This is a genomic window from Dasania marina DSM 21967 (assembly GCF_000373485.1).
GTDB classification, from domain to species: domain Bacteria; phylum Pseudomonadota; class Gammaproteobacteria; order Pseudomonadales; family Dasaniaceae; genus Dasania; species Dasania marina.
The window spans coordinates 329,146-344,078 of sequence record NZ_KB891576.1 but is presented as its reverse complement, the minus strand read 5'-3'; the positions used below and the strand labels follow the sequence as shown (position 1 = coordinate 344,078).

Below are 14,933 nucleotides of genomic sequence, written 5' to 3'. Positions count from 1 at the left end.
GTGGTAGATAAACCGGATAAAGTACGGGTAGGCGCTTTGGAATTATGTGATTTACCCGAATTAGAAATTAGCCAGCTCAACGTGCGTATAGACACCGGCGCAAAAACATCATCACTGCATGTGGATAATATCAGTGAGTTTGAAAAAAATAATAGAAAGTGGGTGAGCTTTGATATACACCCTGACATACATAATGTTGATCGTATTGTAAGGCGTGACGCCAAAGTTAAGGGTACCCGAATCGTTAAAAGCTCTAACGGGGGCAGTGAGCACCGTTACGTTGTCGATACCTTATTTCAGCTGGGTGTGCACCAATGGCGCATAGACCTAACCCTAACTGATCGTTCCGGCATGAGCTATCTAATGCTCTTGGGTCGGCAGGCTATGGAAAATCGTATTATTGTAGACCCCGGTGAGGAGTTTTTGCTAGGTAATAATAGCGGCTCTGAATAATGGAAAATATGCTATGGCTTGTAACAGCAATCAGTATACAAGCAGTACTTCGAAGATAGGCAGAGAACGTTTCCTATTATTTTTAGATTTCCCCATGCTGCAGTCAGTAGCATCAAACAGTTGATGAGCTTATATGGATAATAATGTACTCTCCGAATTAACGCGAATAACTACAGCCGTTTCTTACATAGATTCACCGCAAGAACAGGTAGAAATGATTGTTAATTCGGTCAGCCAGTCTATAGCTGTGGACGTATGCTCGCTCTACCAAGCTGACAAAAATAACAATTTAGTGCTACTGGCCAGTCATGGTCTAAATTCATCGCAGCCTATCACTATTCCGCAAGGTAAAGGCTTGGTAGGCTCTGTGGTGAATAATAAACATACCTTAAATATAGCTAACGCGCCTGAACATCCCTGCTACTTTTTTGTGCCTAAAAGCGGCGAAGAAAAATTCCATGGATTCTGTGCTACCCCTTTGGTAGACCACGGTGTAGTGGTAGGTGTGTTAGTGGTGCAAACTATAGTGCCGCAATTATTAGATAAAGCCAGTGTTGCTTTTGTTGAAACCCTCTCCTCGCATTTAGCCATTATTGTGCGTGCCATTAATATTAGCGCTAGCTCAGATGACGACGGCCTAGGTATTAGTTGTGTTGCCGGCTCACCGGGCATAGGTATGGGGCATGCCATTGTCGTGTCATCGCGTTCGGTAGATGAGGTGAAAACCACCTATTCAGAAACGCCTCAGCATGAAAAACAAGAGCTAGCCCGTTTAGTGGCTACGCTTAATCAGCAAATTGATAATGATAAGGCGACTATGTCGCAAAAAAACACCGGTAATATTGATGAAATATTTTTTGCTATGCAGATGTTTCTTAAAGACCCGATGTTTATCAATTTAGTAGAAACCTTTATTGATGCCGGTTTTAACCTGCCTTCGTCATTAAAAAAAGCCGTGGGGCAATTGATAGGTGTATTCCAATCTATGGATGATGGCTATCTCAAGGCTAAGGCCGATGACGTACGCTACCTAGGTAACCGCCTGTATAATTTATGGTTAGATGAAGGTGGGGTGAAAAATAAGGATACCAGTAAGCCCTATGTGTTAGTGGGTAAGCAAATTGACATTTCCCATATTTCTGAATTTTCGGGTAACAATTTGGTTGCCATAGTAAGTGGTGAGGGTTCGCTGCTTTCGCATGTCTCGGTCATTGCTAATGCGCTCAGTGTGCCAACTGTGATGGGCTTAAGTGACAAGCAGCTACCCAGTGCCGGTAATTATCTAGTTGTGGATGGCTATGCCGGTCGTTTATTTGTTGAGCCTGGGCCATTGGTGGTGTCGGCGTATAACGAGTTGGCCAATAAAGAAAGTACAAAAAATGCGGTTTATGATGAATTAAAAAACCTACCGGCCACCACCTTGGATAATGTTGGGGTGCAGCTATTGGTAAACACCGGTCTGCTGGCAGACTTATCTCCCGGTATTAAACATGGCGCAGATGGTGTGGGCCTGTATAGAACGGAAATCCCCTTTTTAATAAGAGACAGCTTTCCCACCGAGGATGAGCAGGTTGTGGTTTATCAACAAGTGCTAGAGGCCTATCAGGGCAAGCCGGTCTATATGCGAACGCTGGATGTGGGTGGTGACAAGCAATTGCCTTATTTCCCTTTGGGTGTAGAGGAGAACCCCGCTTTGGGTTGGCGAGGCATACGTTTTTCGCTGGATAATATACAGCTATTAATTACCCAGTTAAGAGCCATGCTAAGGGCGTCAGTGGGGCATGAAGGCTTACATATTTTAATACCCATGGTGTCATCTACCCAAGAGCTGAATGAATTTCGAGACTGTGTAAAAAAAGTGGTGGCACAATTAAGTGATGAGGGCTATGACGTCGTCACGCCTAAAATCGGCGTGATGATAGAGGTGCCGGGGGCTATTTCGCAGCTACCTTTCTGGAAAAATAAGATTGATTTTATTTCTGTGGGCACCAATGATTTAAGCCAATATTTGTTGGCGGTGGATAGAAATAACTCCCGTGTCGCCAATCGCTTTGACCATGTACACCCGGCAGTATTGCATGAGTTATACCGCATTATCACTATGGCCAAGAGCTATGGATTACCCGTGTCTATTTGCGGTGAAATGAGTTCAGACCCGGTGGCGGTGTTATTATTACTGGGGATGGGGGTGACGCGTTTTAGTTTAGGGTCATCAAAACTGCCTAAGATTAAGTACCTCATTAGAAATGTTTATCAAAAGCAAGCTGAAGATTTACTCAATAAAGCGTTAAAAAAGGATAACGTACGGGCAATACGTGCATTGGCTGGTGAGTTTATGAACCAGCAGCACCTTATTGAAAGCCTATAACAGTAAACAACCTCTTTACTCGTGTACCGATAGAGCTGCGCATGAAAAACAATCACTACTTTGATCTGTCACCCTTAAAACTACTTAGCGACCGCTTGGATAGATTAATAGCCGGGCGTTTATGGCTTAAGGTGTTAATAGGTTTAGGCTTAGGGGTTATTCTGGGCTTACTACTAGGGCCAGAAGTCGGTTTGTTTCAGAAAGAAACCGTTAAAGTTATTACCGCATGGTTAGCCTTGCCTGGACATATTTTCTTATCATTGATACAGATGATAGTTGTGCCTTTGATTATTGCCTCTGTAGTGAAAGGCTTGGCAGCTAACACCAATATGGCCTCACTGAAAAAAATCGGTGCTTTTGCTGTGATGTTTATTATTTTCACTACAGCCTTGGGGACTATTACCGGTATAGGCTTGGGGCAGCTGATAAAGCCTGGCCATCATATTGATAGTGCGGCCTTGGATGTAGGCTTGCCTAGCCATAGCGAAAATCTTAATAAAGGTTTTCCGGCTGCAGAAGATGTGCCAGAAAAATTACTGTCTATTTTCCCTAAAAACCCTATAGCGTCTATGGTCTCGGGTGAAATGTTACAGGTAATATTATTTGCTGCCATTTTAGGTATAGCCTTGCTGTCGATACCGGTGAAACAGGCTCAGCCGTTATTTGATTTATTGGGCGCCTTGCAAGAAGTGAGTATGCGGGTAGTATCGTGGGCGATGTATATTGCGCCTTTTGCGGTATTTGGATTGATCACTAGGTTGGTAGCTAATCTGGGTATTAATGTACTTACCGGCATGTTGATGTATGTCATTACGGTATTGCTGGGTTTGTTTATATTATTCCTGTTTTATCTGCTGGTGGTTAAATTGTTGGGGAAAATACCTATAGGTGTTTTTCTTAAACAGTTGAAAGAATTACTACTGTTAGCCTTTTCCACTAGTAGTTCTGCGGCGGTGATGCCTTTAACCTTGCAGCTTACCGAAAACACCTTTGCGGTTAGGCCGGCTATAGCACGGTTTTTAGTGCCTTTAGGGGCTACTATTAATATGACCGGTACCGCCCTGTACCAAGGTGTTGCTACGGTATTTTTAGCGCAGGTGTTTAATGTGGAGTTAACACTAGCCAGCTATGTATTTGTGGTAACCATGGCGGTGGCGGCGTCTATAGGTTCACCCGCCACACCTGGGGCGGGGATAGTGATTTTGAGTATGGTGTTAGAGGGCGTAGGCATTCCAGCGGCAGGTGTGGCCTTGTTATTGGGTGTGGATAGGGTGCTGGATATGTGTCGCACCGCGATCAATGTGTTGGGGGATGTAGCGCTGTGTTGTATTGCTGAACAGTTTATTAGTAAAGACGTTGAATAAAAAAGATGAGTATTATTATGTTTAAAAAATACCAAGTGCAAGCTGCACTGATATTGATTTTCCTATCGTTGTTTTGCACTGCCGATAACGTCGCTGATGGCGACAGGGCACCAACAGGGTTACTGCAACTCGAGCCGGGCTTTATAGATGCAGATGTAGGTGTAGAGGTAGTCACAGTAGAATTTGATTCACTGCAGGGCTTAACCATCATTACCTTGACGCTACCTATGCGGCAAGAAAACGTCGGTAATCTTTTTATCAAGACTGATAAAGATCTGCTGTTACCGCAGTTTAAGCCTTATGAAAAACTTAGCATTGAAGGTAATGATGACAAGATTGGGGTGATTATATACGTAGGAAAAAGATTAAAACTGCCCATTAGATTATATTTTGATAGCGCCGGGCAATAGCCTGTTACCACGGTGTTAAATCTTCACATATTGACGGAATTAGATAGCTAGATGCCAATCTATACAAAAAAAATAAAAAAGCGCGTGGGCGAATTGATTGCCCCCTTAATAATTTTATTACCTGCGCCTAGCTTCGCTGCCCACCCTTTAATATCGGATGATACCGGAACCCAAGGTAAGGGTAATCAGCAGCTAGAGTTGAGCTGGGATAGAATTAATCAAGAGTCCGAGGGTGTTAACCGCCGCAGCTTGGATGCGGTGTGGAGTTTAGGGGTGGCTGATAGCATTGATGTCAGCTTGTATTTACCCTACACCCATGTATCCCATAACCGTGTTGAGTCAAGTAAGGGCATAGGCGATGGTAGTGCCAATTTTAAGTGGCGTTTTTTAGAATCTGAAAGTTGGAGTATGGCAGCTACTTATAGCATAGGCATACTTAGCGGCGATGAGGACAAAGGTTTAGGTGATGATGAGTTGCTGAATTTTGCCAATGTTATTGCCCAAAAACAGTGGCAGTCATGGCAGTGGTTGATCAATGCCGGCTGGCAATATCAGCATCATGGCGATAGCGCGGCGCGCGATCATAATTGGCAGGTTTCTAGCGCTATGCTTTACCATCACAATAGCCAGTGGACTTGGCTGGCTGATATAGGCTATAGGCAAAACCCTATAGCCTCCAGCAGTAATGCCCCGGGCGTTATGGTGTTGGGTGTTATTTATCACCTTAACCCAGATCTAGATATCGATGTGGGTTATCACAAGGGTGTCAATACGGCGGATAAAAGTGAGCGCTTAGGCTTAGGCGTGGCGATACGTTGGTAATGAGCAACGCTAGCAGCCGTTACGGATGCTAGCGTTGCTGGTTAATTTTCTAATGGTTGTTGTGTGCTATTACTGCGTATGTGTAAGTCGCGTTGAGGGAAGGGGATTTCAATTTTATACTTTCTTAAGGCATCGTCTATGGCCCACAAGTAATCAGAGGTTAATGCAGTAGGGCGTTTAACTTGTTCAGCGGTTACCCAAACACCCAGAGTAAAGTTTAAGCTGCTATCACCAAAGCCCGTCATCCAAACTATAGGTTCCCGCCCTTCAATATCTAGGGTGTATCTAACACTGCTAGCAGCTTCTAACACGGCTTTTTTTACCACGTCTTTATCGCTGCCATAGGCAACGCCAAAAGGGATGCGAAAACGTCTGACGCTTTCTTCTAAGGTCCAGTTGATAACTTTGCCATTGGTGAGTTCGGCATTGGGTATGAGTATGTCGACATTGTCGTTAGTTCGAATCAGCGTGGCGCGCATATGTATTTCTATCACTTCGCCAGTCAGGCCGGTGTCCAACTCTATAAAGTCACCGACTTTTAAACTGCGTTCTAATAAAATCGCCAAGCCAGAAACAAAATTATTCACTATACCCTGTAGGCCTAAACCTATGCCTACACCCAAAGCGCTGGCCATTAGCGCCAGTTTGCTCATGTCTATGCCTAGCGCTGAGACTGCCAGTACAAAGCCAACCACATAAATGCTGTATTGGGCAAAGCGTCCGATAATATACAGGTGCGCCACCGTCATGGAGCTGTCTTTATGGGTTAAGCGGTGAAAAACTTTGTTAATGATTTTTGCCGCTATATAGGTAATCACTAACATCACGATAAAGGTGAGTAGCTGGCTAGTCACCAGCGTATAGTTACCTACGTGTAATAAAGGTGTTTGCCAAATATTTTCGTTATCCATTATTATTCCTTGGTTAAAACCATTTCTTTTTCTTGAAGATAATAATTAGAGTCACAGCCATCACTAGCATAGTCGTCATGAGCGCTGGGTAGGCAATTCTGTATTTAAGCTCAGGTATATACTCAAAGTTCATGCCGTAAATACCTGCCAAGAATGTGAGGGGTACAAAAACAGCCGTTACCACGGTTAATATACGCATGGTGATATTCAGTTGGTGTGAAGTAATAGAAATATAACTGTCTATCATGTCACCGCATATGTCGTAATGCATTTGCGATAGGCTGTGTAAGCGCTCTAATCTTTCTGCGACATCATTAATTTTATGAGCATGTAGGATGCTATCTATAGGTAGATCTTCGTCACTAAAGTTTTTAAGTTGCTCAAATATAAGGTTGTGGTAGTTAAAGATACGCTTGAGTTTAATGAGCTCAGCTTTATAGCTGGCTAGTTGTAATAGTGCGCTCTCGCTAGAGTCTGTGCGCAAAGCATCCTCGATGGCGCTAAGTTCATTTTCAAAGTCCAGCGTTCTTTCTAGATAAATACCTGCCGATTTGTGGATGATGTCCAGCGCTATTGTAATGGGCGGTGAAAAAGAGCCTTTGGATTGCTCCGCGGTTAGTACCGCATTAATGCCCATAGAGGCTTGAGGGTGTACGGTGATTAAGATGCGTTCGCTAATAAAAAAGGCTATTTGTTGATGGACATATTTAAGGTTGTTTTCTATAGAATGTATGCCTCTATACAATAAAAAAATATGCTCATCGAAAATTTCAAGCTTAGGGGGATGGCGCTTCCTAAAGGTGTCAGTAATGGCTAATGCATGACAGCCTAGAGTGGCGAGTAATTCGCTGTGTTGCTCTATATCGTTTTCATTAAACTGTATATCAACCCAGATTTTTTTCGCACTATCTTGCTGCCACAGCGCTATTTGTTCTTCGTTGCCAGCACTTACGTGCTCGTCACTGTGGTAAAGGTAGGTGTTAATCATATAAACCTCGTCAAGCTTGTTGTTATAAAGTAGGGCAGTCGGCAGTGTTCGCGCCGGCTTGAGGCTGGTCTGAGCCTATGCCTTTGAGCAAGCGGCCTAAAATATCTGCGCCAGTGATAACTCTACATTGTTCTTGTGTCCAGACAAGAATTATATCCTTATCCATCACTTCGTCGGAGTGGCTGTCTTTACCGGCGGCCATTTTCAATAACTTCATGGCGGCGCCTAAACTAAGTTGCTGGTCTTTAACGACTACCGGTCGATGGCAAAACTTATAGGGGTCAAAGCTAGGGGCTGTAGGGCCGGCATCGGTTAAGCTTAAATTGTCTAGCAAGGCCGAGCGTATAAAACCGTCGGCATCTAGAGTAAGTTGTGGCTGTTGTTGTTCATCGGTAAGCACTACCCATTTATGGCCTGATTGATGGACTTGTTGAATAAAGCGTTTGAAGTTTTCCGTGCCCGGCTCGGGCAGAGTAGGTAAATCTAATCGACAAGGAAGCTCAATAATACTGGCTGGGTCTAGCACTTCACCTTCATCGGCAACTTGTATGTCTTCAACCGAGAGAAAATTAATCGCCCCTATGCCTTCCACATGTTCCATGTCAGCATCTTCAGAATCGATATGGGCTTTGATGATGCCCTTTAACTCTTTCTCCCTAAGATAGGTAATGCCTTCTTTTCCCAGCCAGCCATCCAGCATAATGGCGGTAGGCCTAGCAACTGGGTATAACAGGAATTGATAGAAGCTAATAACGGGCTTTAATAATGAGCCTACATTAAGGGCGTTGCGAGAAAAATAGGCTTGCGGAATGATTTCGCCCAAAATAGTAATAGCTATCGATGAGAATAAAAAGGCATACAGACCTACTAATACCGAGTCGGATAATAGTGTGAGTAAGACATTAATAGAAACATTGCCCCATAAGATAGTGGCGAGTAAAAAGTTAGAGTCTTCACGTAGTGTTAACACTTTTTGTGCGGCTTTATTATTACGCCCTGCCTCTACCTCTAGCTGCAAGCGGCTAATACTAAAGTAAGCGAGGTTGAGGCCGGAAAATACTGCCGACTGGGTGAGGCAAAAGACTATGCCTATCCATATATAAATATCGTAACTCATACTGCTGCCTTATGATTAATGGTTGTCGAGAGTAGATGAGGCGCTTTCGTCATCGTTTTTTGGGCCGTTGGTTTTTGTTTTTTTGTGGGCTTGATACCACAGCGTCATAAAATATTTAGTGAGCTTTTGCTCTAAGCTTACCGCCTCGTGGGGTGGGCAATACACGGTAAGATCGAATTGGTTTTTACCTAGAGCGGTAGTGCTAATACGCACGCTGGGGTGGTGGTCGTTATGCTCTCTACGGTCTTTTTTGCTATTGACATGATTGTAATGCTTGCTTAGCTCTTCAAATTTGTGGCAATACTCTGCGGCTTTTTTTAATAGTGCAGCTTTAAAATCAAAGACATTAACGGTATCGGCTTCTCTAATAATAGAAATGGTATGCGGGATAAACTTGCGTAGGTGGTTTAAGTTTTTAATCGGATGTACGATAAATTGGTTATTGGGTATGAGTAGTGTTTTACCAGTAACTTGGTAGCTGGAGGTTGCCATGTCGATTTCTAATAAGCGTGTGCTTAACCAGTCTGTGCTGACTACCTTGCCGCTATTATCGCCTATTTGTATCCAGTCGCCGACGATAAAAGAGCGGGTGCTGGCCTGGTATAGAGAGCCTAAAAAGCACTGGATAAACTCGCGGGTGGCAATAACCAAGGCTACTACAAAGGTGGCAATAGAGAGGGCGACAAAGCGCAACTCGGTAATCCATACAAGCACCAAACCTATTAAAATTATTAGATTGGTGGCGTTTTTTGCGCTATTTATCCAGCGGTGATTACCGTCATCGTCACGGAAATCCTGTTTGTTGAGTTGGTAAATAACAAACCAGCGTATTAATAAGGCGACTGCAATAAGCAGGGCTGAGGTGATAAATTTGTGGTCGGTAATACTAACTTCCATTGCAATGTAGCTCATAGTGGTTATGCAGGGGTGATAGGCTTGCTAGGCTAAGCCTAGTTCAATAGTAACGCTATTATCGAATGGTGATGGCTTTTTGGAAAGCCTTTATTGATGTTGCCGTTACTGCGCAAAGCTGGCCCCGCGAGCAGCGCGAGTGCACAGCGTGGCCCGCGTAGTGCTTTGGCCATTGGGTCTCCATGCCCAAAACATTCAGTAAAAGGCACTTCATGGGGCAGGCCATACCCACAGCACTCAGTAAAATACACTTCGCGGGGCAGGCCCTGCGCCCGCGGCAGAGCCTGCCCCGTGAAACGTTTTGGGCATACCGTTCTTCCTGAACATAAAAAAGCCCGCGGGCCTTAGAGGCGGCGCGGGCTGAAAGGTGAGACCTTTTTAAAAATGGCTAGCTTCTGCGTATGCAGCCTGGGAAGGAACACAGCATTTCAAACACTAAGTTGGCCGCCAGTAGGGCGGTATTGCCGGAGTTGTCATAGGGCGGCGACACTTCAACTAAATCACAGCCTACGAGGTTTAAGCCGTAGCAGCCGCGAATAATCTCTATGCCTTGTATACTGCTTAAGCCGCCTGGTTCAGGTGTGCCTGTGCCAGGCGCTACAGAAGGGTCTAGGCCGTCTATGTCGAAGGTTAAGTAAACGGGTGTGTCTGCGCCTATCTGCTCGCGTACTTCGGCCATTAACGGCGTTAGTGATTTGTGCCAGCATTCTTCGGCGGGTACAACTCTGCCGCCTTGCTCGCGGGTCCATTCAAAATCATCAGCGGAATAGCCAGTGGTGCGCAAACCAATTTGCACCATTTTGTTGCCGTCGACTAAGCCTTCTTCAACCGCGCGGCGGAAGATAGTGCCATGGGCAATTTTCTCGCCAAACATGTTGTCGTTAATATCGGCGTGAGCGTCTACGTGTACTAGGGCCAATTTCTTACCGTGCTTTTTGTGCAGTGCGCGTAAAATAGGCAGAGAGATGGTGTGATCGCCACCTAGGGTAACGGGTTTGGCGTTGTGGCTTAACACGTCGCTGAAAAAGTCTTCAATAATGTCTATAGACTTTAATAGGTTAAAGGTATTTAACGGTACGTCGCCGACATCGGCAATTTGAAATGAATCAAACGGTGCCGCCTGTGTGGCCATACCGTAGGGTCTTACCATGGAAGATTCGGCGCGAATTTGACGCGGCCCAAAACGGGTGCCGTTACGGTTGCTGGTGCCTATGTCTAGGCCTACACCGATAATGGCCATATCCAAGCCTGCAGCCGTTTTTTCTGAAGGCAGGCGAAACATAGTACCGGGGCCGTGAAAGCGCGGCATTTCGTTACCGCCTAGTGGTTGGTTAAATTTTTTATCACTCATGAGTATGACCTGTAATGCGGTTTAAGTTGTGCTTAAATCGCCTTGAATAGCTTTTGGCCATTCAAGGCGAGGGGGAGGTGCTAGTTAATGTTTAATCAACTAGCAGGTTCTCTTGCTTGGCGAAATCTAAGGTTTCATCTAGTGACTTGCTAAAGATCTCAAACATTTCATCAATCTGCGCTTCAGTGGTGACTAGTGGTGGGCAGAAGGCGGCACTAGAGCCAGCAACTGCACGCACGATTAGGCCATTGTCTTGGCAGGTTTTCATAATGTTGCCGCCAACCGCGCCAGTGGCAAATGGGGTGCCTTTGTCTTTGTTAGCAACCAGTTCAAGTGCGCCTATCATGCCTGCGCCGCGTATGTCGCCCACTAAGGGGTGATCTTTAAACTCGGCCATTTTGCTTTGCATGTATTCGCCAGTTTTAGCCGCTTTTGCAAAGATGTTATCGCGCTGATAAATCTCCATAACTTTTAACGCAACCGCACAACCTACTGGGTGACCTGAATAAGTGTAGCCGTGGCCGAATACGCCAGTTGCTGCACTTTGCTCTATCATGGCTTCGTACATATCGCCGCGTATAACCGCTGCCGAAATGGGGAAGTAGGCAGAAGACATTTGCTTAGCAAAGCTCATCATGTCGGGTTTAATATTCATGGTGGTACAGCCAAAATCGTTACCAGTACGACCAAAGCCAGTGATAACTTCGTCAGCCCAGAAGAAGATGTCGTACTTGCTTAAGATGGCCTGTACTTTTTCGTAGTAACCCGCTGGTGGCACGATAACGCCACTGGCGCCGGTGATAGGTTCTGCGATGAACGCCGCAATAGTATCGGGGCCTTCTGCTAGAATCATCTTTTCTAGGTTGCCAGTGATGCGGTCTACAAACTGTGCTTCAGTTTCGCCGTTTTGTGCACCGTGATAGTAGTGCGGGTGATCAGTACGCAAAATACCTAAGGCTTCTAGCGGCGAGTCAAAGTGTGCCAAGTTAACAGGCAAACTAGTTAATGAACCGGCAGCAACAGTAACGCCGTGGTAGGCGCGCTCGCGAGTAATAATTTTGCGCTTCTCTGGCTTACCGATAGCGTTAAAGTAGTAACGCAACATTTTGATATGCGAATCGTTGGCGTCAGAACCTGAGTGGCCGAAGAAGATTTTGGCGTCGTCTACAGGAACCATTTCGGTTAATTTGTCAGACAGATCCATGCCTACTTGGTGGCTTTTACCGCCAAACATATGGCTGTAGGTTAGCTTGCGCATTTGCTCTTCAACGGTGCTGATTAGCTCTTCGTTGCCATAGCCTAGCGACGTACACCAAAGACCGGCCATACCTTCTAGGTATTTCTTGCCTTGGTTATCGTATACATAGATGCCTTCGCCACGCTCTAAAATTAATTGCTCGGTGGCTTTAAAGCTGGTGGTTGGGTAAATAATTGAACTCATTTTAAAACTCCTAAAACTATCGTTGTTGATGCTTTATTTATCAAGACCGCCCATGCAAAGGTATTTGATTTCAAGGAAATCTTCTAAGCCATACTTAGACCCTTCACGTCCGTTACCGGATTCTTTTACACCACCAAAGGGTGCCGATTCAGTTGAGATGATGCCTTCGTTAATACCCACGATGCCGCACTCTAAACCTTCACTGACACGCCAAACACGGCCTATGTCGCGAGAATAAAAGTAAGACGCTAAACCGTATTCAGTATCGTTGGCGATGGCCAAGGCTTCTTGTTCAGTTTTAAATTTAATTAACGGTGCGATAGGACCAAAGATTTCTTCTTGGGCTACGCGCATGTCAAGAGTAACGTTAGTTAAGATGGTGGGTTTAAAGAATGCACCACCGTTTTCGTGACGGCCACCGGTTAACAAAGTAGCGCCTTTGCTAACAGCGTCTTCAACAAATTTAACGGCTTCGTTAGCCGCTTTTTCGGTGATTAATGGCCCCATGCTGATGCCGTCTTCATAACCTACACCTACGTGTATTTTTTCAGCGGCAGCGGCAAACTTTGTGGCAAATTCTTCGTACACAGACTCTTGTACCAAAATACGGTTAGCGCACACACAGGTTTGGCCTGAGTTGCGGTACTTAGAGGCAATCGCGCCGTTAACGGCGGCGTCTATATCTGCATCGTCAAACACGATAAAGGCCGCGTTGCCACCTAGCTCCATAGAGGTACGCTTAACGGTTTTGGCACACTGCTCCATCAAGTGCTTACCCACAGGGGTAGATCCGGTGAAGGTGACTTTTTGTACGGTGGTGTTGCTGGTAAGCTCGTCGCCAATTTCAACCGTGACACCGGCTACGATATTGATAACACCGGCGGGTATGCCCGCACGCTCAGCCAAAACGCCAATCGCAAAAGAGGAGTAAGGGGTGTGGTTAGCGGGCTTACACACAGTGGTACAGCCGGCAGCTAAGGCTGGCGCGATTTTGCGGGTCAGCATGGCGCTGGGGAAGTTCCAGGGGGTGATACACGCCACAACACCTATGCCTTGTTTTATAACCACAATGCGTTTGTCTGGGCCGTGGGCAGGAATAGTGTCACCGTAGATACGTTTGCCTTCTTCAGCGAACCACTCTATAAAACTGGCGGCGTAGGCAACTTCGGCACGGGCTTCGGCTAGTGGCTTGCCTTGCTCTGCCGTTAGGATTTTGGCCAAGTCTTCCTGGTTTTCCATCATCAGGTTGTAAAGGTTGCGCATTAATTTGGCACGTTCTTTCGCTGTTTTAGCCGCCCACGCTGGGCGTGCCGCTTCTGCCGCTGCTATGGCACGACGAGTTTCAGCGGTGCCGCAGCGGGCAACCTCACCAATCACGTCACCGGTAGCCGGGTTGTCGACAACAACGGTAGAGCCGTTATCAGCGTCTATCCACTGGCCATTGATTAGTGATTTACCTATTAAAAGGCTGGGGTCTTTTAGCGTTAAGGGCATTGTATGCTCCGTCAATTTGAGGTGTTTCTAAGGTAATTACAGCTAAGCAAAGTCTAGCATTTGTTTTTCTCACTACAATCGATATATTAGAAACAGTTTGGTGAGTTTTTGTAACCGCAATGATACGTTAAAAAGAGATACTACCGTGATTTTATCGAGAAGAAACCTACCTTTAAATGCGATGAGGGCCTTTGAATCTGCTGCTAGGCATTGCCATTTACGTAAAGCCGCTGTTGAGCTAGGGGTAACACACGGGGCAATAAGCCGCCAAGTTAAACAATTAGAAGCGTTATTGGCTGTGGAACTGTTTGATCGCAGCCATAATCGCCTAGCATTAACCTCTGCAGGCCTACGTTTATTAGCGGGCTTGCAAGAGGGTTTGGATAAGATTGCTGAAAGCGCGCTGTATCTGGATCCAGAATCGATGAGCGGCAGCTTAACCATAGCCTCCACACCTTCAATTAGCGCGGGTTGGCTGGTAATGGCCATGGGTGAATTTGCCCACCGCTACCCGGAAATTAAGTTGCGCCTGCTCAATATCAACCCACAGCAATTGGACTTACCCTCAGAGGTGGATGTGGCTATCTGTTACGGCAAGCCCGATCTGGGTCAGCGCGATAGCGTGTTGTTGTTTCGCGAGCGCTACTTTCCGGTGTGTCATCCGTCATTGTTGCGGGCAGAGCAGTTAGTGCAAAAGCCGGTTGATATGCTGGCCTACCCCATTTTGCATGATCATCATGGTTACTGGGCCCCTTGGTTTGCGGCCTATGGTGTACAGGAGCTACCTAGGCAAGAGATACATTTCCAAGATGTTTACCAAGTGCTTACCGCGGTGCGTGAAGGTTTTGGCATAGGCTTATTAGACCGCGTCGATGTGCAGCGTGAGCTCAATAGTGGACAGTTAGTAGCCTTGTTTGATGACATCGTAGAGGCTAAAGAGAGCCACTATTTGGTGATGAATAAAATAGAAAAGCGCAGCGTTAGGGTGCGTTTGTTTGAAGAGTTTTTGCGACGGTATTTATTATTGCCGGAGGAATAAACATTACCGCTACATAAATAACTGGTTGGAAATATTAAGGTAGGCATGCTGAAGTTACCGCCCAAGCTGTGTCACGGATAGACCTCCAATACCAAAGTTATCTTTAGGCATGTCGTTGATAATCACTCGTACATTTTCTGGAGGAGTATCGATGGCGCGAACAATCGCTTCGGTTATCTCGTGAATAAGTGCGTGTTTCTGTTGTTGAGTGCGACCTTCAATAATATTTATCACTGCAATAGGCATGATATAGCTCCTGTAAT

General features: G+C 45.6%; 14 protein-coding genes. 6 read left to right on the top strand and 8 right to left on the bottom strand.

Annotation, left to right across the window (positions count from 1 at the left end; translation table 11 throughout):
- From B067_RS0106130 to B067_RS0106110, 5 genes are all read left to right on the top strand, one after another.
- Entirely contained in the window at positions 1-453 is a 453-nt protein-coding gene (locus tag B067_RS0106130) for an ATP-dependent zinc protease family protein (RefSeq protein ID WP_019529190.1), read from the top strand.
- Between the two features lie 133 nt (positions 454-586).
- Positions 587-2,821 carry a phosphoenolpyruvate--protein phosphotransferase gene (gene ptsP, locus B067_RS19765; RefSeq protein ID WP_019529189.1) on the top strand — a complete coding sequence of 745 codons (2,235 nt, stop codon included), beginning with the start codon at positions 587-589 and terminating at the stop codon, positions 2,819-2,821.
- Between the two features lie 41 nt (positions 2,822-2,862).
- Positions 2,863-4,185, top strand: a complete 1,323-nt coding sequence (locus B067_RS0106120; RefSeq protein WP_019529188.1) for a dicarboxylate/amino acid:cation symporter — start codon at positions 2,863-2,865, stop codon at positions 4,183-4,185.
- 17 nt (positions 4,186-4,202) lie between these two features.
- A complete protein-coding gene (locus B067_RS0106115; protein WP_156820767.1) occupies positions 4,203-4,595 on the top strand; it encodes a hypothetical protein in 393 nt (130 codons plus the stop codon).
- A gap of 51 nt (positions 4,596-4,646) precedes the next feature.
- Positions 4,647-5,417: a transporter gene (locus B067_RS0106110; protein ID WP_019529186.1), complete on the top strand. Its 771-nt coding sequence runs from the start codon at positions 4,647-4,649 to the stop codon at positions 5,415-5,417.
- 41 nt (positions 5,418-5,458) lie between these two features.
- On the opposite strand, the gene B067_RS0106105 is transcribed toward B067_RS0106110, so the two are convergent.
- The 7 genes from B067_RS0106105 to B067_RS0106070 form a co-directional block, all read right to left on the bottom strand.
- Positions 5,459-6,328: a mechanosensitive ion channel family protein gene (locus B067_RS0106105; RefSeq protein WP_019529185.1), complete on the bottom strand. Its 870-nt coding sequence runs from the start codon at positions 6,326-6,328 to the stop codon at positions 5,459-5,461.
- A 13-nt stretch (positions 6,329-6,341) separates the two neighbouring features.
- On the bottom strand, positions 6,342-7,316 hold the full coding sequence (locus B067_RS0106100) for a magnesium transporter CorA family protein (protein ID WP_019529184.1): 975 nt from the start codon (positions 7,314-7,316) through the stop codon (positions 6,342-6,344).
- A gap of 22 nt (positions 7,317-7,338) precedes the next feature.
- Complete coding sequence (locus B067_RS0106095; protein WP_019529183.1) at positions 7,339-8,433, bottom strand: DUF21 domain-containing protein; 1,095 nt, start codon at positions 8,431-8,433, stop codon at positions 7,339-7,341.
- A 15-nt stretch (positions 8,434-8,448) separates the two neighbouring features.
- The gene (locus B067_RS19760; protein ID WP_019529182.1) at positions 8,449-9,345 is read right to left on the bottom strand and encodes a mechanosensitive ion channel family protein; all 897 of its coding nucleotides are present in this window, start codon (positions 9,343-9,345) and stop codon (positions 8,449-8,451) included.
- 388 nt (positions 9,346-9,733) lie between these two features.
- Positions 9,734-10,696: an agmatinase gene (speB, locus tag B067_RS0106080; protein WP_019529180.1), complete on the bottom strand. Its 963-nt coding sequence runs from the start codon at positions 10,694-10,696 to the stop codon at positions 9,734-9,736.
- Positions 10,697-10,787: 91 nt separating this feature from the next.
- Positions 10,788-12,137 carry an aminotransferase gene (locus B067_RS0106075; protein ID WP_019529179.1) on the bottom strand — a complete coding sequence of 450 codons (1,350 nt, stop codon included), beginning with the start codon at positions 12,135-12,137 and terminating at the stop codon, positions 10,788-10,790.
- Positions 12,138-12,170: 33 nt separating this feature from the next.
- Positions 12,171-13,631: an NAD-dependent succinate-semialdehyde dehydrogenase gene (locus tag B067_RS0106070; protein ID WP_019529178.1), complete on the bottom strand. Its 1,461-nt coding sequence runs from the start codon at positions 13,629-13,631 to the stop codon at positions 12,171-12,173.
- Positions 13,632-13,776: 145 nt separating this feature from the next.
- Between B067_RS0106070 and B067_RS0106065 the strand changes: the two genes are divergently transcribed.
- The gene (locus tag B067_RS0106065) at positions 13,777-14,670 is read left to right on the top strand and encodes a LysR substrate-binding domain-containing protein (RefSeq protein WP_156820766.1); all 894 of its coding nucleotides are present in this window, start codon (positions 13,777-13,779) and stop codon (positions 14,668-14,670) included.
- 54 nt (positions 14,671-14,724) lie between these two features.
- On the opposite strand, the gene B067_RS0106060 is transcribed toward B067_RS0106065, so the two are convergent.
- Positions 14,725-14,916, bottom strand: coding sequence for a 2-hydroxymuconate tautomerase (locus B067_RS0106060; protein WP_019529176.1), 192 nt, complete (start codon positions 14,914-14,916; stop codon positions 14,725-14,727).
- Between the last annotated feature and the right edge of the window lie 17 nt (positions 14,917-14,933).